The 12,228-nt window shown below is 68.1% G+C and carries 14 protein-coding genes; 6 read left to right on the top strand and 8 right to left on the bottom strand.

Translation table 11 applies throughout. From position 1 onward, the window contains the following. Positions 1-16 precede the first annotated feature (16 nt). The 5 genes from WKR98_RS07010 to WKR98_RS06990 all read right to left on the bottom strand — a co-directional run bounded on the left by WKR98_RS07010 (position 17) and on the right by WKR98_RS06990 (position 4,225). Complete coding sequence (locus WKR98_RS07010) at positions 17-880, bottom strand: isocitrate lyase/PEP mutase family protein (RefSeq protein WP_341432460.1); 864 nt, start codon at positions 878-880, stop codon at positions 17-19. A gap of 13 nt (positions 881-893) precedes the next feature. Next, a complete protein-coding gene (locus tag WKR98_RS07005; RefSeq protein WP_341433818.1) occupies positions 894-1,514 on the bottom strand; it encodes a cysteine hydrolase family protein in 621 nt (206 codons plus the stop codon). Next, a complete protein-coding gene (locus WKR98_RS07000) occupies positions 1,514-2,041 on the bottom strand; it encodes a LeuD/DmdB family oxidoreductase small subunit (protein ID WP_124687451.1) in 528 nt (175 codons plus the stop codon). Before WKR98_RS07000 ends, WKR98_RS07005 begins: the two co-directional genes overlap by 1 nt. Then, positions 2,038-3,315 (bottom strand): 3-isopropylmalate dehydratase large subunit, encoded by a 1,278-nt coding sequence (locus tag WKR98_RS06995; RefSeq protein ID WP_341432459.1) that lies wholly within the window; start codon positions 3,313-3,315, stop codon positions 2,038-2,040. Before WKR98_RS06995 ends, WKR98_RS07000 begins: the two co-directional genes overlap by 4 nt. Positions 3,316-3,439: 124 nt before the next feature. Continuing rightward, the gene (locus WKR98_RS06990; protein WP_192901787.1) at positions 3,440-4,225 is read right to left on the bottom strand and encodes a GntR family transcriptional regulator; all 786 of its coding nucleotides are present in this window, start codon (positions 4,223-4,225) and stop codon (positions 3,440-3,442) included. 110 nt (positions 4,226-4,335) lie between these two features. On the opposite strand from WKR98_RS06990, the gene WKR98_RS06985 reads away from it, so the two are divergent. Together WKR98_RS06985 and WKR98_RS06980 are read left to right on the top strand one after the other, a co-directional pair. Further along, positions 4,336-5,346: a Bug family tripartite tricarboxylate transporter substrate binding protein gene (locus tag WKR98_RS06985; protein ID WP_341432458.1), complete on the top strand. Its 1,011-nt coding sequence runs from the start codon at positions 4,336-4,338 to the stop codon at positions 5,344-5,346. 7 nt (positions 5,347-5,353) lie between these two features. After that, complete coding sequence (locus tag WKR98_RS06980; protein WP_124687448.1) at positions 5,354-6,112, top strand: maleate cis-trans isomerase family protein; 759 nt, start codon at positions 5,354-5,356, stop codon at positions 6,110-6,112. Between the two features lie 41 nt (positions 6,113-6,153). Here WKR98_RS06980 and WKR98_RS06975 read toward each other — a convergent pair whose 3' ends face one another. Next, entirely contained in the window at positions 6,154-7,653 is a 1,500-nt protein-coding gene (locus WKR98_RS06975) for an aldehyde dehydrogenase (RefSeq protein WP_341432456.1), read from the bottom strand. A 10-nt stretch (positions 7,654-7,663) separates the two neighbouring features. After that, positions 7,664-8,872: an FAD-dependent oxidoreductase gene (locus WKR98_RS06970; RefSeq protein ID WP_202865579.1), complete on the bottom strand. Its 1,209-nt coding sequence runs from the start codon at positions 8,870-8,872 to the stop codon at positions 7,664-7,666. Between the two features lie 177 nt (positions 8,873-9,049). Here WKR98_RS06970 and WKR98_RS06965 point away from each other — a divergent pair, with 177 nt between their 5' ends. The 3 genes from WKR98_RS06965 (at position 9,050) to WKR98_RS06955 (ending at position 10,994) form a co-directional block, all read left to right on the top strand. Further along, positions 9,050-9,481 (top strand): carboxymuconolactone decarboxylase family protein, encoded by a 432-nt coding sequence (locus tag WKR98_RS06965; protein ID WP_124687446.1) that lies wholly within the window; start codon positions 9,050-9,052, stop codon positions 9,479-9,481. A 46-nt stretch (positions 9,482-9,527) separates the two neighbouring features. Then, entirely contained in the window at positions 9,528-10,412 is an 885-nt protein-coding gene (gene sigJ, locus WKR98_RS06960; protein WP_341432455.1) for an RNA polymerase sigma factor SigJ, read from the top strand. A 99-nt stretch (positions 10,413-10,511) separates the two neighbouring features. Next, on the top strand, positions 10,512-10,994 hold the full coding sequence (locus WKR98_RS06955; protein WP_341432454.1) for an LEA type 2 family protein: 483 nt from the start codon (positions 10,512-10,514) through the stop codon (positions 10,992-10,994). 11 nt (positions 10,995-11,005) lie between these two features. On the opposite strand, the gene WKR98_RS06950 is transcribed toward WKR98_RS06955, so the two are convergent. Continuing rightward, complete coding sequence (locus WKR98_RS06950) at positions 11,006-11,650, bottom strand: TetR/AcrR family transcriptional regulator (RefSeq protein ID WP_341432453.1); 645 nt, start codon at positions 11,648-11,650, stop codon at positions 11,006-11,008. Between the two features lie 108 nt (positions 11,651-11,758). Between WKR98_RS06950 and WKR98_RS06945 the strand changes: the two genes are divergently transcribed. After that, positions 11,759-12,181, top strand: coding sequence for a VOC family protein (locus WKR98_RS06945; protein WP_341432452.1), 423 nt, complete (start codon positions 11,759-11,761; stop codon positions 12,179-12,181). Positions 12,182-12,228 lie beyond the last annotated feature (47 nt).

Raw genomic sequence — 12,228 nt, 5'->3', positions numbered from 1 at the left:
CATGGGGCCCGCGTGCTCAGGTGGAATACGAACTTCCCAGCCGCATCAGTTCCGGCGTGCCGATCAGCGCGTTCAATTCGTCGAAATCCAGCATGCGGTCGCGCCAGGGGGCGGTCGTGCCGTGCTCGCGCAGGCTGCCGTAGTAGCTCTGCAGCACGTGGGCCACCGCGCGCGCGGTGCCGCCCGGGAAGATCGCGATGCCGAAGCCGTGCCGCTCCAGTTCCGCCGCGCTCTGGATGGGGGTCTTGCCGCCCTCCACCATGTTGGCCAGCAGCGGCGCCCGGCCGTTGAAGCGGCGGCAGGCGGCGTCCATCTGCTCCGGAGTCCTCAGGGCCTCGATGAACAGCGCGTCCACTCCGGTCTCCAGGTATCGTTCGGCCCGGTCCAGGGCCGCCTCCAGTCCTTCGACGGCGACCGCATCGGTACGCGCCAGGATCAGGGTGGACGAGGACACCCGCGCGTCCAGCGCGGCCTTGAGCTTGCCGGCCATCTCGGCGGCCGGCACCACGGACTTGCCGTCCAGGTGGCCGCAGCGCTTGGGGAAGGTCTGGTCCTCGAGCTGGATCATCGCGGCGCCGGCGCGTTCCAGGCCGCGCACCGTGCGCATCGCGTTCAACGCGTTGCCGAACCCGGTGTCCGCATCGACGATCACGGGCAGCGATACCCGCTCGGTGATGCGCGCCAGGGTATCGGCAACTTCGGTATAGGTGGTCAGGCCGACGTCCGAGCGCCCGAGGCGGGTATAGGCGATGGATGCGCCGGACAGGTACAGCGCCTCGAAGCCCGCCTGTTCGGCGATCAGGGCGCTGAAGGCGTCGTAGACGCCCGGGGCGAGCACGATGCCGGGACGGGCCAGACGGGTACGCAAATCGTGGGACATGGCGGAGTTTCCTTCAGGCGGCCAGGCCGCGCTCGAAGCTGCGGCAATCGATCACGTCGGCGATGCCCGCCATGTCGGCCAGCGCCGTGGCGTGCACTTTCTCGCGAAAGGCGGCGCAACCGTCCGCCAGCACGGCGACGTGGTACTCGCGCATGTGGGCGTCGCGGACCGTGCTCGCCACGCCGCCGTTGGTGACGATGCCGCACACGGCCACCGTATCGATGCCCGCGTGGCGCAGCACCCAGTCCAACTGCGTATTGAAGAAGGCGGAGTACGCCACCTTGCAGACCGACACGTCCACCAGGCCATCCAGTTCGGCGACATTGGCCTGCCCGCGGCTGCCCGGCGCGAAGTCGCCCTTGCGCAGGAACGGCCGCAGCGCCGCCAGGTGCGGGGCGATCATCGGCTCGCCGCGGCCGTCGGGCCACAACGTGAACTGGCTGGCGACCACCAGGCCGCCGGCCGCCTTCAGCGCGCGCGCCGCTGCCGCCACGCGCGGCGGCAGTACGGCCGCGGCGGCGCTGACGGCCCCGCCCCTCGCATAGGCGCCGTCGGGCGCGAGGAAGTCGTTCTGCAGGTCGACGATCAGCAGCGCGGTGCGCGCCGGGTCGGCGGGAAAGGATGCGTTCGTCATCACGATCGATGTCCGGTGGAAGAAGTGTCGGGACCGTTCCCGGCCAGGCGCCTGCGCAACTGGTTCAGCAGGCCGCCGCTGCGGGCCATGTCGACCAGGAAATCCGGGATGGCCTCGCATTCGAGCACCCGGCCGTCCCGGGTCGCCACCTGCGGCGTCTCATGGAACCGGATCTCGATCTGCGCGGCCTCGTCCAGCGACTCCGCCTGCGGGCAGGTCAACAGCATCAGCCCGACGTTGAAGGCATTGCGGAAGAACAGGCCGCCATAGGACGGCGCGATCACCGCCGCCACGCCCAGGCGCACCAGCGCCGCCGCGGCCTGCTCGCGCGAGGAACCGATGCCGAAGCCCGGCCCCGCCGCCACGACGTCGCCCGGCCTCACGGCGGCGGCGAACTCGGGCCGGACCGACTCCAGGCAATGACTGGCGATGACGTCGATACCGTGCTTCATGACGTAGCCGGGCGCCAGCAGGTCGGTATCGATGTCCTGTCCCAGCTTCCAGACACGATGCGTGGTCCCGCTCATGCCAGCACCTCCCTGGGATCGCTGATGACGCCGCGCAATGCCGAGGCGGCCACGGTATAGGGCGAACCCAGGTAGACCTGGGCGGTGGGCGAGCCCATGCGGCCCTTGAAGTTGCGCGCGGTGGTCGAGATGACCGTGACGTCGTCCCCCATGGGACTGCCGTAGCCGGAGCAGGCGCCGCAGGAGGTCGGAAAGAGTTCGGCGCCGGCGTCCATCAATACCTGCAGCACGCCTTCGTCGCGCGCGGCGTCCTGGTCGCGCAGGCTGGCCGGCGCGACGATCAGCCGCACCCCCGGCGCCACCCGGTGCCCCCGCAGCACCGACGCGGCGGCGCGCAGGTCGTCGAGCTTGGCGCCCGTGCAGGCGCCGACATAGGCCACGTGGACCGGCACGCCGCGATAGTCGTCCACCGGCCGCGAATTGGCGGGGCTGTGCGGCGCGGCCACCATGGGCGACAGCGCGCCGGCATCGAAGTCGTACCGGGTGCAGGCGGCCCCTTCGTCCGTATGCCATCCGCTCAGGTCGGGCACCTTGGCGCCGGTGGCGGCCAGCCATTCGGCCGTGACGTCGTCGGGCGCGATCAGGCCGGCCTGGGCGCCCAGCTCGGCGCTCATGTTCGACAGCGTCATGCGTTCCTGCATGCCCAGCGCCCGCACCGCCGGCCCGCAGAACTCCACGGCCTGGTAGGCGCCGCCGTTCATGCCGAAGCGGCCCAGCATGTGCAGCATCATGTCCTTGGCGGTGACGCCTTCGGCCAGGGTGCCGGACCAGTGCATGAGCAGAGTGTCCGGCACGCGCAGCCAGATCTCGCCCGTCACGACCACGCCCAGCATCTCGGTCGAGCCGATGCCGAACATGTAGGCGCCGAACGCGCCGCCCGTGGGCGAATGCGAATCCCCTCCCACGCAGAACATGCCGGGCAGGATGTGCCCGCCCTGCGGCACCACGACGTGGCAGATGCCCTGGCTGTCGTAGACGTGCGGCAGATCCTGCTCGCGCGCCCATTCGCGCGCAATGCGGACGATCCTGCGGGAATCCTCGTCGCGCTCGGGCACGTAGTGGTCCATGACCAGCACCACGCGCGACTTGTCCCAGATGCTCGCGCCCAGCTCTTCCAGCATGGGCTTGAGCCGCCTCGGTCCCGAGGAGTCATGGAACATCGCGAGATCGACCTTGCAGGTCACGATCTCGCCCACGCGCACGCTGGCGCGTCCCGACGCGCGCGCGATCAGCTTCTGCGCCAGCGTCCGGCGTTCATCCGGCGGTGTAATCAAGCTGTCACCCGAAATCCTCGAAGAGCCCTGCCGGGCTCCTGCTATCTATTGTCCTAACAATAGTACATTTGATTCGGGTTCTTGTGTTCGTATTTGTGGCGCGCCGGATACCCGGCGCGCCACGTCAGCGCATGTAGGCGTTGAAATCCTTGCTGACCCAGACCTTGGCATCGATGTTGCCCACCCGCGACAGCTCCATCTCGTACTCGTAGCGGTCAGGGCAATACAGGCCCTGCAGCCAGAGCACCGGGCGATCCTTCACGTCGTAGACCACGCGGCTGACCGACAGCAGGGCCGCTCCCAGCGGCAGGCCCAGCAGGGCCGCCACGTTGGCATCGGCCTGGCGCGCGGAAATGCTTTGCCGGGCCCGGCCGATCTCCACGCCCGATTCCTCGATCAGCACCAGCATGGCCTTGCGCCCGAGCTGCCGGCGCCCGAGGTTATGGGCGAACTCGCGCGGCACCCAGGTCGTGATGAACGACACGGGCCCCGCCTTGGTGCTGCGCACCCGCACCGCCCGCAGCACCTGACTGCGTGGCTCGATCTGCAGCATCTGCGCCACCGGTCCGGTCGCGGGGACGTACTCGTGCTCGATGACCTTGACCGTCGTGTCGAGGCTGGCGGCGATGATGTTGTCCAGCAGGCCCGCCATCCGGTGGGCGGGCGAGGCCTGCTGCCCCGCCTGGCCCGGAGGCTGCAAACGCCGCGTCCCGCGGCCAGCCGATCGTTCGATCAATCCTTCCTGGGTCAGGTTCTCCAGGGCCTTGCGAACGGTCGCCCGCGAGACGGCGAACTCCTCCATCAGCTCCAGTTCGCCGGGCACGCGCTGGTCGTACAGGCCATCGCGCAGCCTTTCTTTCAACACCAGGTATACGCTGTGGTACTTCGGCAGGGGCAAGGTTTGCTGCATAGACTGGGGTTCTGTCTTATTGTCTGTCCAATAGAACAATTTAGCTTGACTCGATGGCGAAACCTGACGGAATATCCACATGCGTCGTTCATATTCTTTCAGGTCCTGCCATGCGCCATCATAGTACAGGGGAACACCGCGCCCACCCCCGCGCGCTGAATATCTGCCGCCGTGCAGTCCTGGCCCTGGGCCTGGCTGCGGCCTCGTTCACGGTCCATGCGCAAACCTACCCGGACCGCCCCATCAAGCTGATCGTGCCGTTCAGTCCGGGCGGCTCGACCGACGTCATCGGCCGCCTCGTCGCCAGCGCGCTGGCCGAGCAGGTCGGCCAGTCCGTCATCGTCGACAACAAGGGCGGCGCGGGCTCCATCCTCGGCACCGACCTCGGCGCCAAGGCGCCCGCCGACGGCTACACGCTGGTCATCACCAACGGCGCGGCCATCACCACCGGGCCGCTGCTCGGCCAGAAGATCCCCTACGATCCGTTCCGCGACTTCACGCACATCATGCTGCTGGGCACCTTTCCCAACGGTCTCATCGTGCGCACCAGCCATCCGGCGAAGAACTTCAAGGAATTCGTCGAACTGGCCCGCCAGGCCGGCGGCAAGTACAACTACGGTTCGGCGGGCGTAGGCTCGGCCGGCTTCCTGACCGGCGAAATGCTCAAGCAAAAGGCCCGCCTGGACATGACCCACGTACCCTACAAGGGCACCGGGCCGGCCATGAACGACCTGCTGGGCGGACAGCTCGACGCCATCTTCAACAACATGTCGGTCGCCTCGACCCAGGCCAAGGCTGGCAACGTGCGCATCCTGGCGGTCAGCGGACCCAAGCGCGTCGCCGCCTTCCCGGACGTGCCCACCATGGACGAAATCGTGCCGGGCACGGTGGGCGAGGCCTGGTTCGGCGTCTCGGCGCCCGCCGGCACGCCCGCCGCCGTCGTCGACCGGCTGCAGGCCGCGCTGGGCAAGGTCATGGCCAACGCCGAGATCCGCACCAAGCTGTCCGACCTGGGGCTTACTCCCGTCGGTGCCCCGCAGGCCGAGTTCGTGAAATTCCTGCACGACGAAGACCGCAAATGGGCGCCCATCATCAAGGCCGCCAACATCAAGCTGGATTGAAGTCCGCATGGCCGTCGAATACGCACCCAAGGGGCTCATCGGCCTGCTGACCCCGCAGGCCAACACCACGGTCGAACCGGAATACTTCATCCTGCTTCCGGCCGGCTACGCCCACATCAATGCCCGCTTGATGAGCGACAAGTCCACCATCGAGGCGCGGCTGGTCGATTACGTGGACAGGCTGGACACCGCCTGCGACCAGTTCGCCAACGCGCCCATCAAGGCGGTCGCGGTGGGCTGCACCGGCGCCTCCTACCTGGTGGGCCGCGAACGCGAGGAACAGGTGCTGGCGGGCATCGAGCGCGAGCGCGGCGTACCGGCCTTCACCGCGGCCACCGCGGTGGTCGCCTCGTTGAAGCAGCTGGGCGCCCGCCGGATCGCGCTGGCCTCGCCCTATCCCGCCGAACTGACCGCCGCCAGCAAGGCCTATTGGGAATCCCAGGGCTTCACGGTATCGCGGGTGGCGTCGGCGGCCATGGACCACACGCAGTTCCATCCCATCTATTCGATGAAGGCGGACGCCGCCGGCGCGCTGCTGGACGACCTGGCCCGCGACGACACCGACGCCATCCTGATGCTGGGCACGGGCATGCCCACGCTGGCCCCGCTGCTGGCGGCGAATGCCCGGTCGCGCGTGCCGGTGCTGTCATGCATGCTGTGCCTGGCCTGGATGGGCGTCTCGGCCGTGGACGGCCGGCCCGCGCCGCTGGAGCCCTGGCTGCGGGGCGACCACTGGCGCGAACGCCTCGCGCGGCAGCAACCCTAGGCCGACAAGAAAACGGCGCTTTCACCAGAAAGCGCCGTTTTTTATATACCCATGCGAGGGATCGATGGCGGCACCGTGGGCAGCATGACCGTCTTTTCGAAGGTATAGAACTTCATGCTGGACTCGCCGCCCTCGCGGCCGTAGCCCGAGGCCTTGATGCCGCCGAAAGGCGCTCGCAGGTCGCGCGTCATGGGCGTATTGATCCACACCATGCCGGCCCGGATCTCCGACAGCGCGCGCATCACCGTGGGTTGATGGTCGCTCCACACATAGGACACCAGGCCGAACTCGCTGTCGTTGGCGATGGCGTAGGCCTCGTCCTGCGTATCGAACGGCACGATGGTCGCGAAGGGGCCGAAGATTTCTTCGCGGCAGACGCGCGCGGTGTTGTCCCGCGCCAGCACCGCCGTCGGCTGGAAATAAAAGCCCGGCTCCAGCGCCTCGACCGGCGCGCCGCCGCACAGCAGTTGCGCGCCGTCGGCACGGGCGATGTCCACGTAGCCGGCCACCCGCTGCCGATGCGCCTGGAACGCCAGGGGACCGATCTCGGTGGCCGGGTCCAGCGGGCTGCCTATGCGCAGTTTCCGGGCACGCTGCGCGAAGGCCTCGACGAAGCGCTCCAGCACCGTACGCTGCACCAGGATGCGCGAGCCCGCCAGGCACTGCTGGCCGTTGTTCGAGAAGATGCCGACCAGCGCCGCATCCACCGCGCGGTCCAGGTCGGCCGATTCGAAGACGATGTTGGCCGACTTGCCGCCCAGCTCCAGCGACAGGGGCTTGAGCCCTTCGCCGGCGCTGGCCGAGATCCGCCGCGCCGTCTGCGTGCCGCCCGTGAAGGACACCAGGTCCACCTGCGGGTGCGCCACCAGCGCTTCGCCCGTGACGCCGCCCCGGCCGTTGACCAGGTTGACGACGCCCGGCGGCACGCCCGCTTCCACCAGCAATTCCATGAAGCGCGCGACCGCCAGCGGCGTGACCTCGGACGGCTTGCAGACGCAGCTGTTGCCGAACGCGATGGCGCCGGCGATCTTCATCGACGTCAGGGCCAGCGGCGCGTTCCACGGGCCGATCAGCGCCGCGACGCCCACCGGCTCGCGCAGCACCAGGGTCAGGTACCCGTCCGTCTGGCCATGCAGCTTCTCGGCATGCTGGCCCAGGAACTCCGCGAAGAAACGGAAGTTGTAGGCGGTGCGGGGAATCTGCCCCTTTTGCAGATGGCGCATGGGAATGCCGGAATTCATGCATTCCAGGTAGGCCAGTTCGTCGCGGTGCTGGTCGACCAGGTCGGCCACCTTGCGCATCACGGCCTGCCGGGCCTCGACCGGCTGCCTGCGCCAGCGTCCGTCTTCGAAAGCGGCCCGGGCGGACCGCACCGCCGCGTCGACCTCGTCCGCCGGCGCCTCGACCAGGGTCGATATGCGCCGCGCGTCGCCGGGGAAGACTACCGGCAGTTCGTGCCCGGCCAAGCGCGTGTAGCGCCCCTCGATGAAACTCGTTACCTGTTCGCGGATAGGGAATCCCGCTTGCATGGATTGGCTCATGGCGCTGCGCCTACTCGATCGCGGCCGCTTCGCGCAGGCTCAGGATCATCGATGTTTCAAGCAGGTACTCGCGGGCAAGGCGAGGATCGTCCGCCTTGCGCTTCAAGTCCTCCAGCGTCGCGCGGCGCTGCGCTTCCCCGCGCTCCTGCATGCGGGCGCGGTTGCGGCCCGACTGCTGCAGCACGTGCTTGATGGCGATCGGGCGCCGCTGGCGCTCGTACTGGCCCAGCAGCGCATCGCTTTCGCCCGCGTAGATGCGGCGCAGCTTGTCCGTGAGGTTGAAGGCGTCGTGGATGCCGCCGTTCATGCCCATGCCGCCGCTGGGACTGTTGATGTGGGCGGCATCGCCGGCCAGTACGATACGGCCGTTGACATAGTTGTTCACGACCCGCTGGTGGATGCGGTAGGGCCGGATCTCCATCACGTCGTAGGCCTGTTCTCGCGGCAGGACGTGCTGGAGCTTTCTCTGGATGGATTCGGGCTGGAGGGCATCGTCGATGGACTCGCCTTCCCAGGGATACAGGCTGACCCGCCACAGGCCAGGCAGCCGCAACAGGCTGAAGGTGCCGGTCGAAGCCCAGCAGTAGTTGATGTAGGACAGCGTGGGAATGTGCTCGTGGAACGGAAACCGGGTGGTGGCCAGCACCGTGGTCTCGGGAAAGGTATGCCCCTCGAAGCTCAGGTCCAGCGCCGTGCGCACCGTGCTGCGGGCACCATCGGCCGCGATCAGGTAGCGCCCCGTCAGTTCCTGGCGCTCGCCGCCGGGCGTCTCCACCGTGACACGGACCGAATCCTCGTCCTGCGACACCGCCACGCATGGATGCCCCATCAGCACCCGCACCGCCGGCAGCTTTTCCCGGATGTGGGCCAGCAGCAGCTCGGACAGTTTCCACTGCTCGGTCTGCAGGCGATAAGGGTGGGCGGTCTCGTCCTTGAGCGCCGACAGGTCGAATTCGGCGAACTCGCCCGTCTCGTGCATGCGCACCTGCCAGGTGGGGGCGACCAGCCCGGCTTCGATCAGCCCGGGCGTGATACCGTATTCGTCCAGCATTTCCAGCGTGGGAGGATGGAAGGTGGAGGCCTTCAAGGCCCGCGACACCTGTTCCTCGGCTTCCACGACCACGACCGGAATGCCGTAATGGCCCAGCCGCATCGCCGCGACCAGGCCCACGGGGCCGCCGCCTACAATAATGACCTGCTCGGGGGTCCCGGTGCTCACACGCTACCTCGCTTGGGTTATCGGATTTTTTCGAGTCATTTCACATTTATTCTATTGACCTGTCAATAGGACAATTGAACCGCCTGGTTCGGGATCTCGGGCGCCGTCGCGCGCAGACGTCACAAACCGGCTGGCTCGCTCGTCATACAGGCGTAAACCCCTTTTTTGGAGATCGCCATGAGCAACGCCTCGCCCGTCAATACCGCCGCCCGGCTTCCGTCCGTCTACCAGGCTTTCGCCGCCGCGCAGGCGCAGATCCGCGAACAGGGCCTGGATCCCCTGCTGCACCACCTCGTCGTCCTGCGCGCCTCGCAGATCAACCAATGCGCGTTCTGCGTGAAAATGCACATCCGGGAAGCCCGGGAGGACGGCGAGACCAGCGAGCGCCTGGACCGCCTGGTCGTCTGGGAGCACGTCAGCGACTTCACCGAGCGCGAGAAAGCCGCCCTGGCCTGGACGGAGGCCCTGACCGTGCTCGACCGCAAGGCCGACTACGCCCCGCTGCGCGCCCGGCTGCGGGAACACTTCTCGGACCAGGAAATCGCCGTGCTGACCAGCACGATCGCGATGATCAACCTCTGGAACCGGCTCCAGGTGTCGATGCACTGATGGGACGCCAGGCAGATGAAACGCGGCAAATGACCAGTGGTGCCCCATGGACATGATGGCGGGGGATGGGACGGAGGCCTTCGAGGCGCGGCGGCGGTTCCTGTTCGGGCTGGCCTACCGCATGCTGGGCACGCGGGCGGATGCCGAGGATGCCGTGCAAGAAACCTTCATCAAGTGGATGCAGGCGGATCGCGGCGCGATCGCGAATCCGGCGGCGTGGCTGACCAGCATCTGCACCAACCTGTGCGTGGACATGCTGCGCGCGGCGCACCGCACGCGGGTGGACTACGTGGGTTCGTGGCTGCCGGAACCCATCCATACCCGCGAGGACGACACGCCGGAGTCGCGGCTGGAACTGGCCTCGTCGCTGACCACGGCCTTCCTGCTGGTGCTGGAACGGCTCACGCCCAAGGAGCGCGCGGCGTACCTGCTGCACGAGATATTCGACACGCCCTACCCCGACATCGCCGCCACGCTGGGCATGCAGGAAAGCGCCTGCCGCAAGCTGGTCTCGCGGGCGCGCGAGGCCATCGAGTCCAGCAAGGTCCGGCACGCCACGCCGGCCGAACGCCAGGAGCAATTGCTGTCGGCGTTCCAGGACGCCATCAACGGCCATGGCACGGGGCCGCTGGCGGCGCTGCTGTCGGACGACGTCCGCTTCTCGTCGGACGGCGGCGGCAAGGCCATCACGCTGCAACAGGAACTGATGGGCAAGGTGTCGGTGATACGCTTCGTCGAACGCGGCCTGATACGGTTCTGGCAGGGCATGGACTGGATCGTGGCCGACATCAGCGGCGCCAGGGGCGTGCTGCTGCGCGAGAACGGCGTGGTCATCGGCGCGCTGACCTTCGCCTATGGAGAGAACGGCGCGGTATCGAACATCTACCTGATGCGCAACCCGGACAAGCTCGCTTGCCTCCAGGGCCCGTGACGCGGCGCTTGCAGGGCTTGCCGCAAGAGGTAACAAGTTTTGCGGACCGTGCACCACGTTTCTAAGATGAAGGCTACGCGGCTTTCACGGGCACCGATCATGCACCCTTTCTTCCATGGATTTTCGTCGCCGCGCCGGGCCGCCCTGGCCGGCCTGCTGGCCCTGGCGCTGGCCGGCTGCGCCAGCCTGCCCGGCCGCGACCCGCTCAACGTGCAGGTCGCCGGCATCGAGCCTCTGGAAGGCCAGGGCCTGGAGATGCGGATGGCGGTCAAGCTGCGGGTCCAGAACCCCAACGACTCCGCGGTGGACTACGACGGCGCCGCGCTGGAGCTGGAGTTGAACGGCAAGCGCTTCGCCACGGGCGTCAGCAACGAGCGCGGCAGCGTGCCCCGCTTCGGCGAAACCGTGCTGACAGTACCGGTATCGGTGTCCGCGCTCAGCGCCATCCGGCAGGCACTGGGCCTGGCCGATGGCTCCAGCCTGGACAACATTCCCTATGTGGTCCGCGGCAAGCTGTCGGGCGGCATGTTCGGCACGACGCGGTTTTCGGACAAGGGCAGCCTGAGCCTGCCCGGTTACTGAACGAGGCCCTACTACAAGCCCTTCTCGACCATCTGCAGCAGCCGCTGGCTTACCGCTTCCACCTGCGCGGGACCGAAGCCGCGCAGCGGCCCTTCTATCACGAGCATGGCCAACCCGTGGACGGACGACCATGCCAGGTATTCGGCGGCGTGGCGCCGCTCCGGCGTCAGCAGGTCCGCCGCCGCCATGCGATCCAGCGCGGCGCTGAGCAACTGGAACGGATCCAGCCCGCCACGGCCGGCCTTGTCGGCGGGAGGTACCTTCAGCGGCCCGTCGGCCGGGGCGAAAGCGGTGCGGAACAGGCCGGGCTCCAGCCAGGCGAAACGCAGGTAGCCCGCGCCCACCGCGCGCAGGCTGGCGCGGGCGTAGTCGGCGGGCGGGCTGTTGCCGTCCAGTTTGTCGAGTTCGGTTTCCATGGCGCTTGCCAGCTCGGACAACGCGGCGGCCCGCACCGCCAGCAGCAGGTCTTCCCGGCTGGCGAAATGGCGGTAGGCGGCGTTCGGGACGACGCCGGCGCGGCGGGTGGCTTCGCGCAGCACGATCGCCGACGGGCCGCCCTGGCGGGCAAGCTCGATGCCCGCTTCCAGCAGGGCGCGGCGCAGGTCGCCGTGGCGGTAGGTGCTGCGCGAGGCGGGCGGGGTAACGGCGCTGGTCATGGGAACTCCATGTGGACACTGTACATTATCTCTGATAACTTATGTGTACAGCGTCCACAATTTTTCACCTCCCCCCCCTTCATCCAGCAGTCAGACGAGGAGACCGTCATGCACATCCAGCCCTATCTGTTCTTCGAAGGCCGGGCCGAGGAAGCGGCCGAGTTCTACGCCAAGGCGCTCGGCGCCCAGGTCACGATAATGCTGCGTTTCAAGGACGCTCCGCCGGCCTCGGGCGATGACGAGAATTGCGCACCGCCGCCGGGGTCGGAAAACAAGGTCATGCACATGTCGCTGCAGATCGGCGGCGCCGTCGTGATGGGATCGGACGGCATGTGCAAGGGCCCGGCCGAATTCAAGGGCGTCTCGCTGGCGCTGAGCGTGGCCGACGACGCCGACGCCGAACGCAAGTTCGCCGCCCTGGGCGAGGGCGGCACCGTGATCGCGCCGATGGGGCCCACCTTCTTCTCGTCGCGCTTCGGCATGGTGACCGACCGCTTCGGCGTGACCTGGATGGTGCAGGTCGCCCCCTGACCGGGGTCCGGGAAGGGGCTGGCACGGCACCGGGCGGACCGCGCGAA

Source organism: Pigmentiphaga sp. YJ18 (assembly GCF_038066655.1).
Lineage (GTDB): Bacteria > Pseudomonadota > Gammaproteobacteria > Burkholderiales > Burkholderiaceae_B > Pigmentiphaga.
Note: the sequence above shows the minus strand (reverse complement) of the source record. Positions and strands in the feature narration are given on the sequence as shown.

Excerpts from the sequence above, each read along its gene's own strand:
- WKR98_RS06950 (WP_341432453.1), bottom strand. The coding sequence starts at position 11,650 with ATGACCAGCGCCGTTACCCCGCCCGCCTCGCGCAGCACCTACCGCCAC.
- WKR98_RS06985 (WP_341432458.1), top strand. The coding sequence starts at position 4,336 with ATGCGCCATCATAGTACAGGGGAACACCGCGCCCACCCCCGCGCGCTG.
- WKR98_RS07005 (WP_341433818.1), bottom strand. The coding sequence starts at position 1,514 with ATGACGAACGCATCCTTTCCCGCCGACCCGGCGCGCACCGCGCTGCTG.
- WKR98_RS06990 (WP_192901787.1), bottom strand. The coding sequence starts at position 4,225 with ATGCAGCAAACCTTGCCCCTGCCGAAGTACCACAGCGTATACCTGGTG.
- WKR98_RS07000 (WP_124687451.1), bottom strand. The coding sequence starts at position 2,041 with ATGAGCGGGACCACGCATCGTGTCTGGAAGCTGGGACAGGACATCGAT.
- WKR98_RS06955 (WP_341432454.1), top strand. The coding sequence starts at position 10,512 with ATGCACCCTTTCTTCCATGGATTTTCGTCGCCGCGCCGGGCCGCCCTG.
- WKR98_RS06945 (WP_341432452.1), top strand. The coding sequence starts at position 11,759 with ATGCACATCCAGCCCTATCTGTTCTTCGAAGGCCGGGCCGAGGAAGCG.
- WKR98_RS06980 (WP_124687448.1), top strand. The coding sequence starts at position 5,354 with ATGGCCGTCGAATACGCACCCAAGGGGCTCATCGGCCTGCTGACCCCG.
- WKR98_RS06975 (WP_341432456.1), bottom strand. The coding sequence starts at position 7,653 with ATGAGCCAATCCATGCAAGCGGGATTCCCTATCCGCGAACAGGTAACG.
- sigJ (WP_341432455.1), top strand. The coding sequence starts at position 9,528 with ATGGACATGATGGCGGGGGATGGGACGGAGGCCTTCGAGGCGCGGCGG.
- WKR98_RS06965 (WP_124687446.1), top strand. The coding sequence starts at position 9,050 with ATGAGCAACGCCTCGCCCGTCAATACCGCCGCCCGGCTTCCGTCCGTC.
- WKR98_RS07010 (WP_341432460.1), bottom strand. The coding sequence starts at position 880 with ATGTCCCACGATTTGCGTACCCGTCTGGCCCGTCCCGGCATCGTGCTC.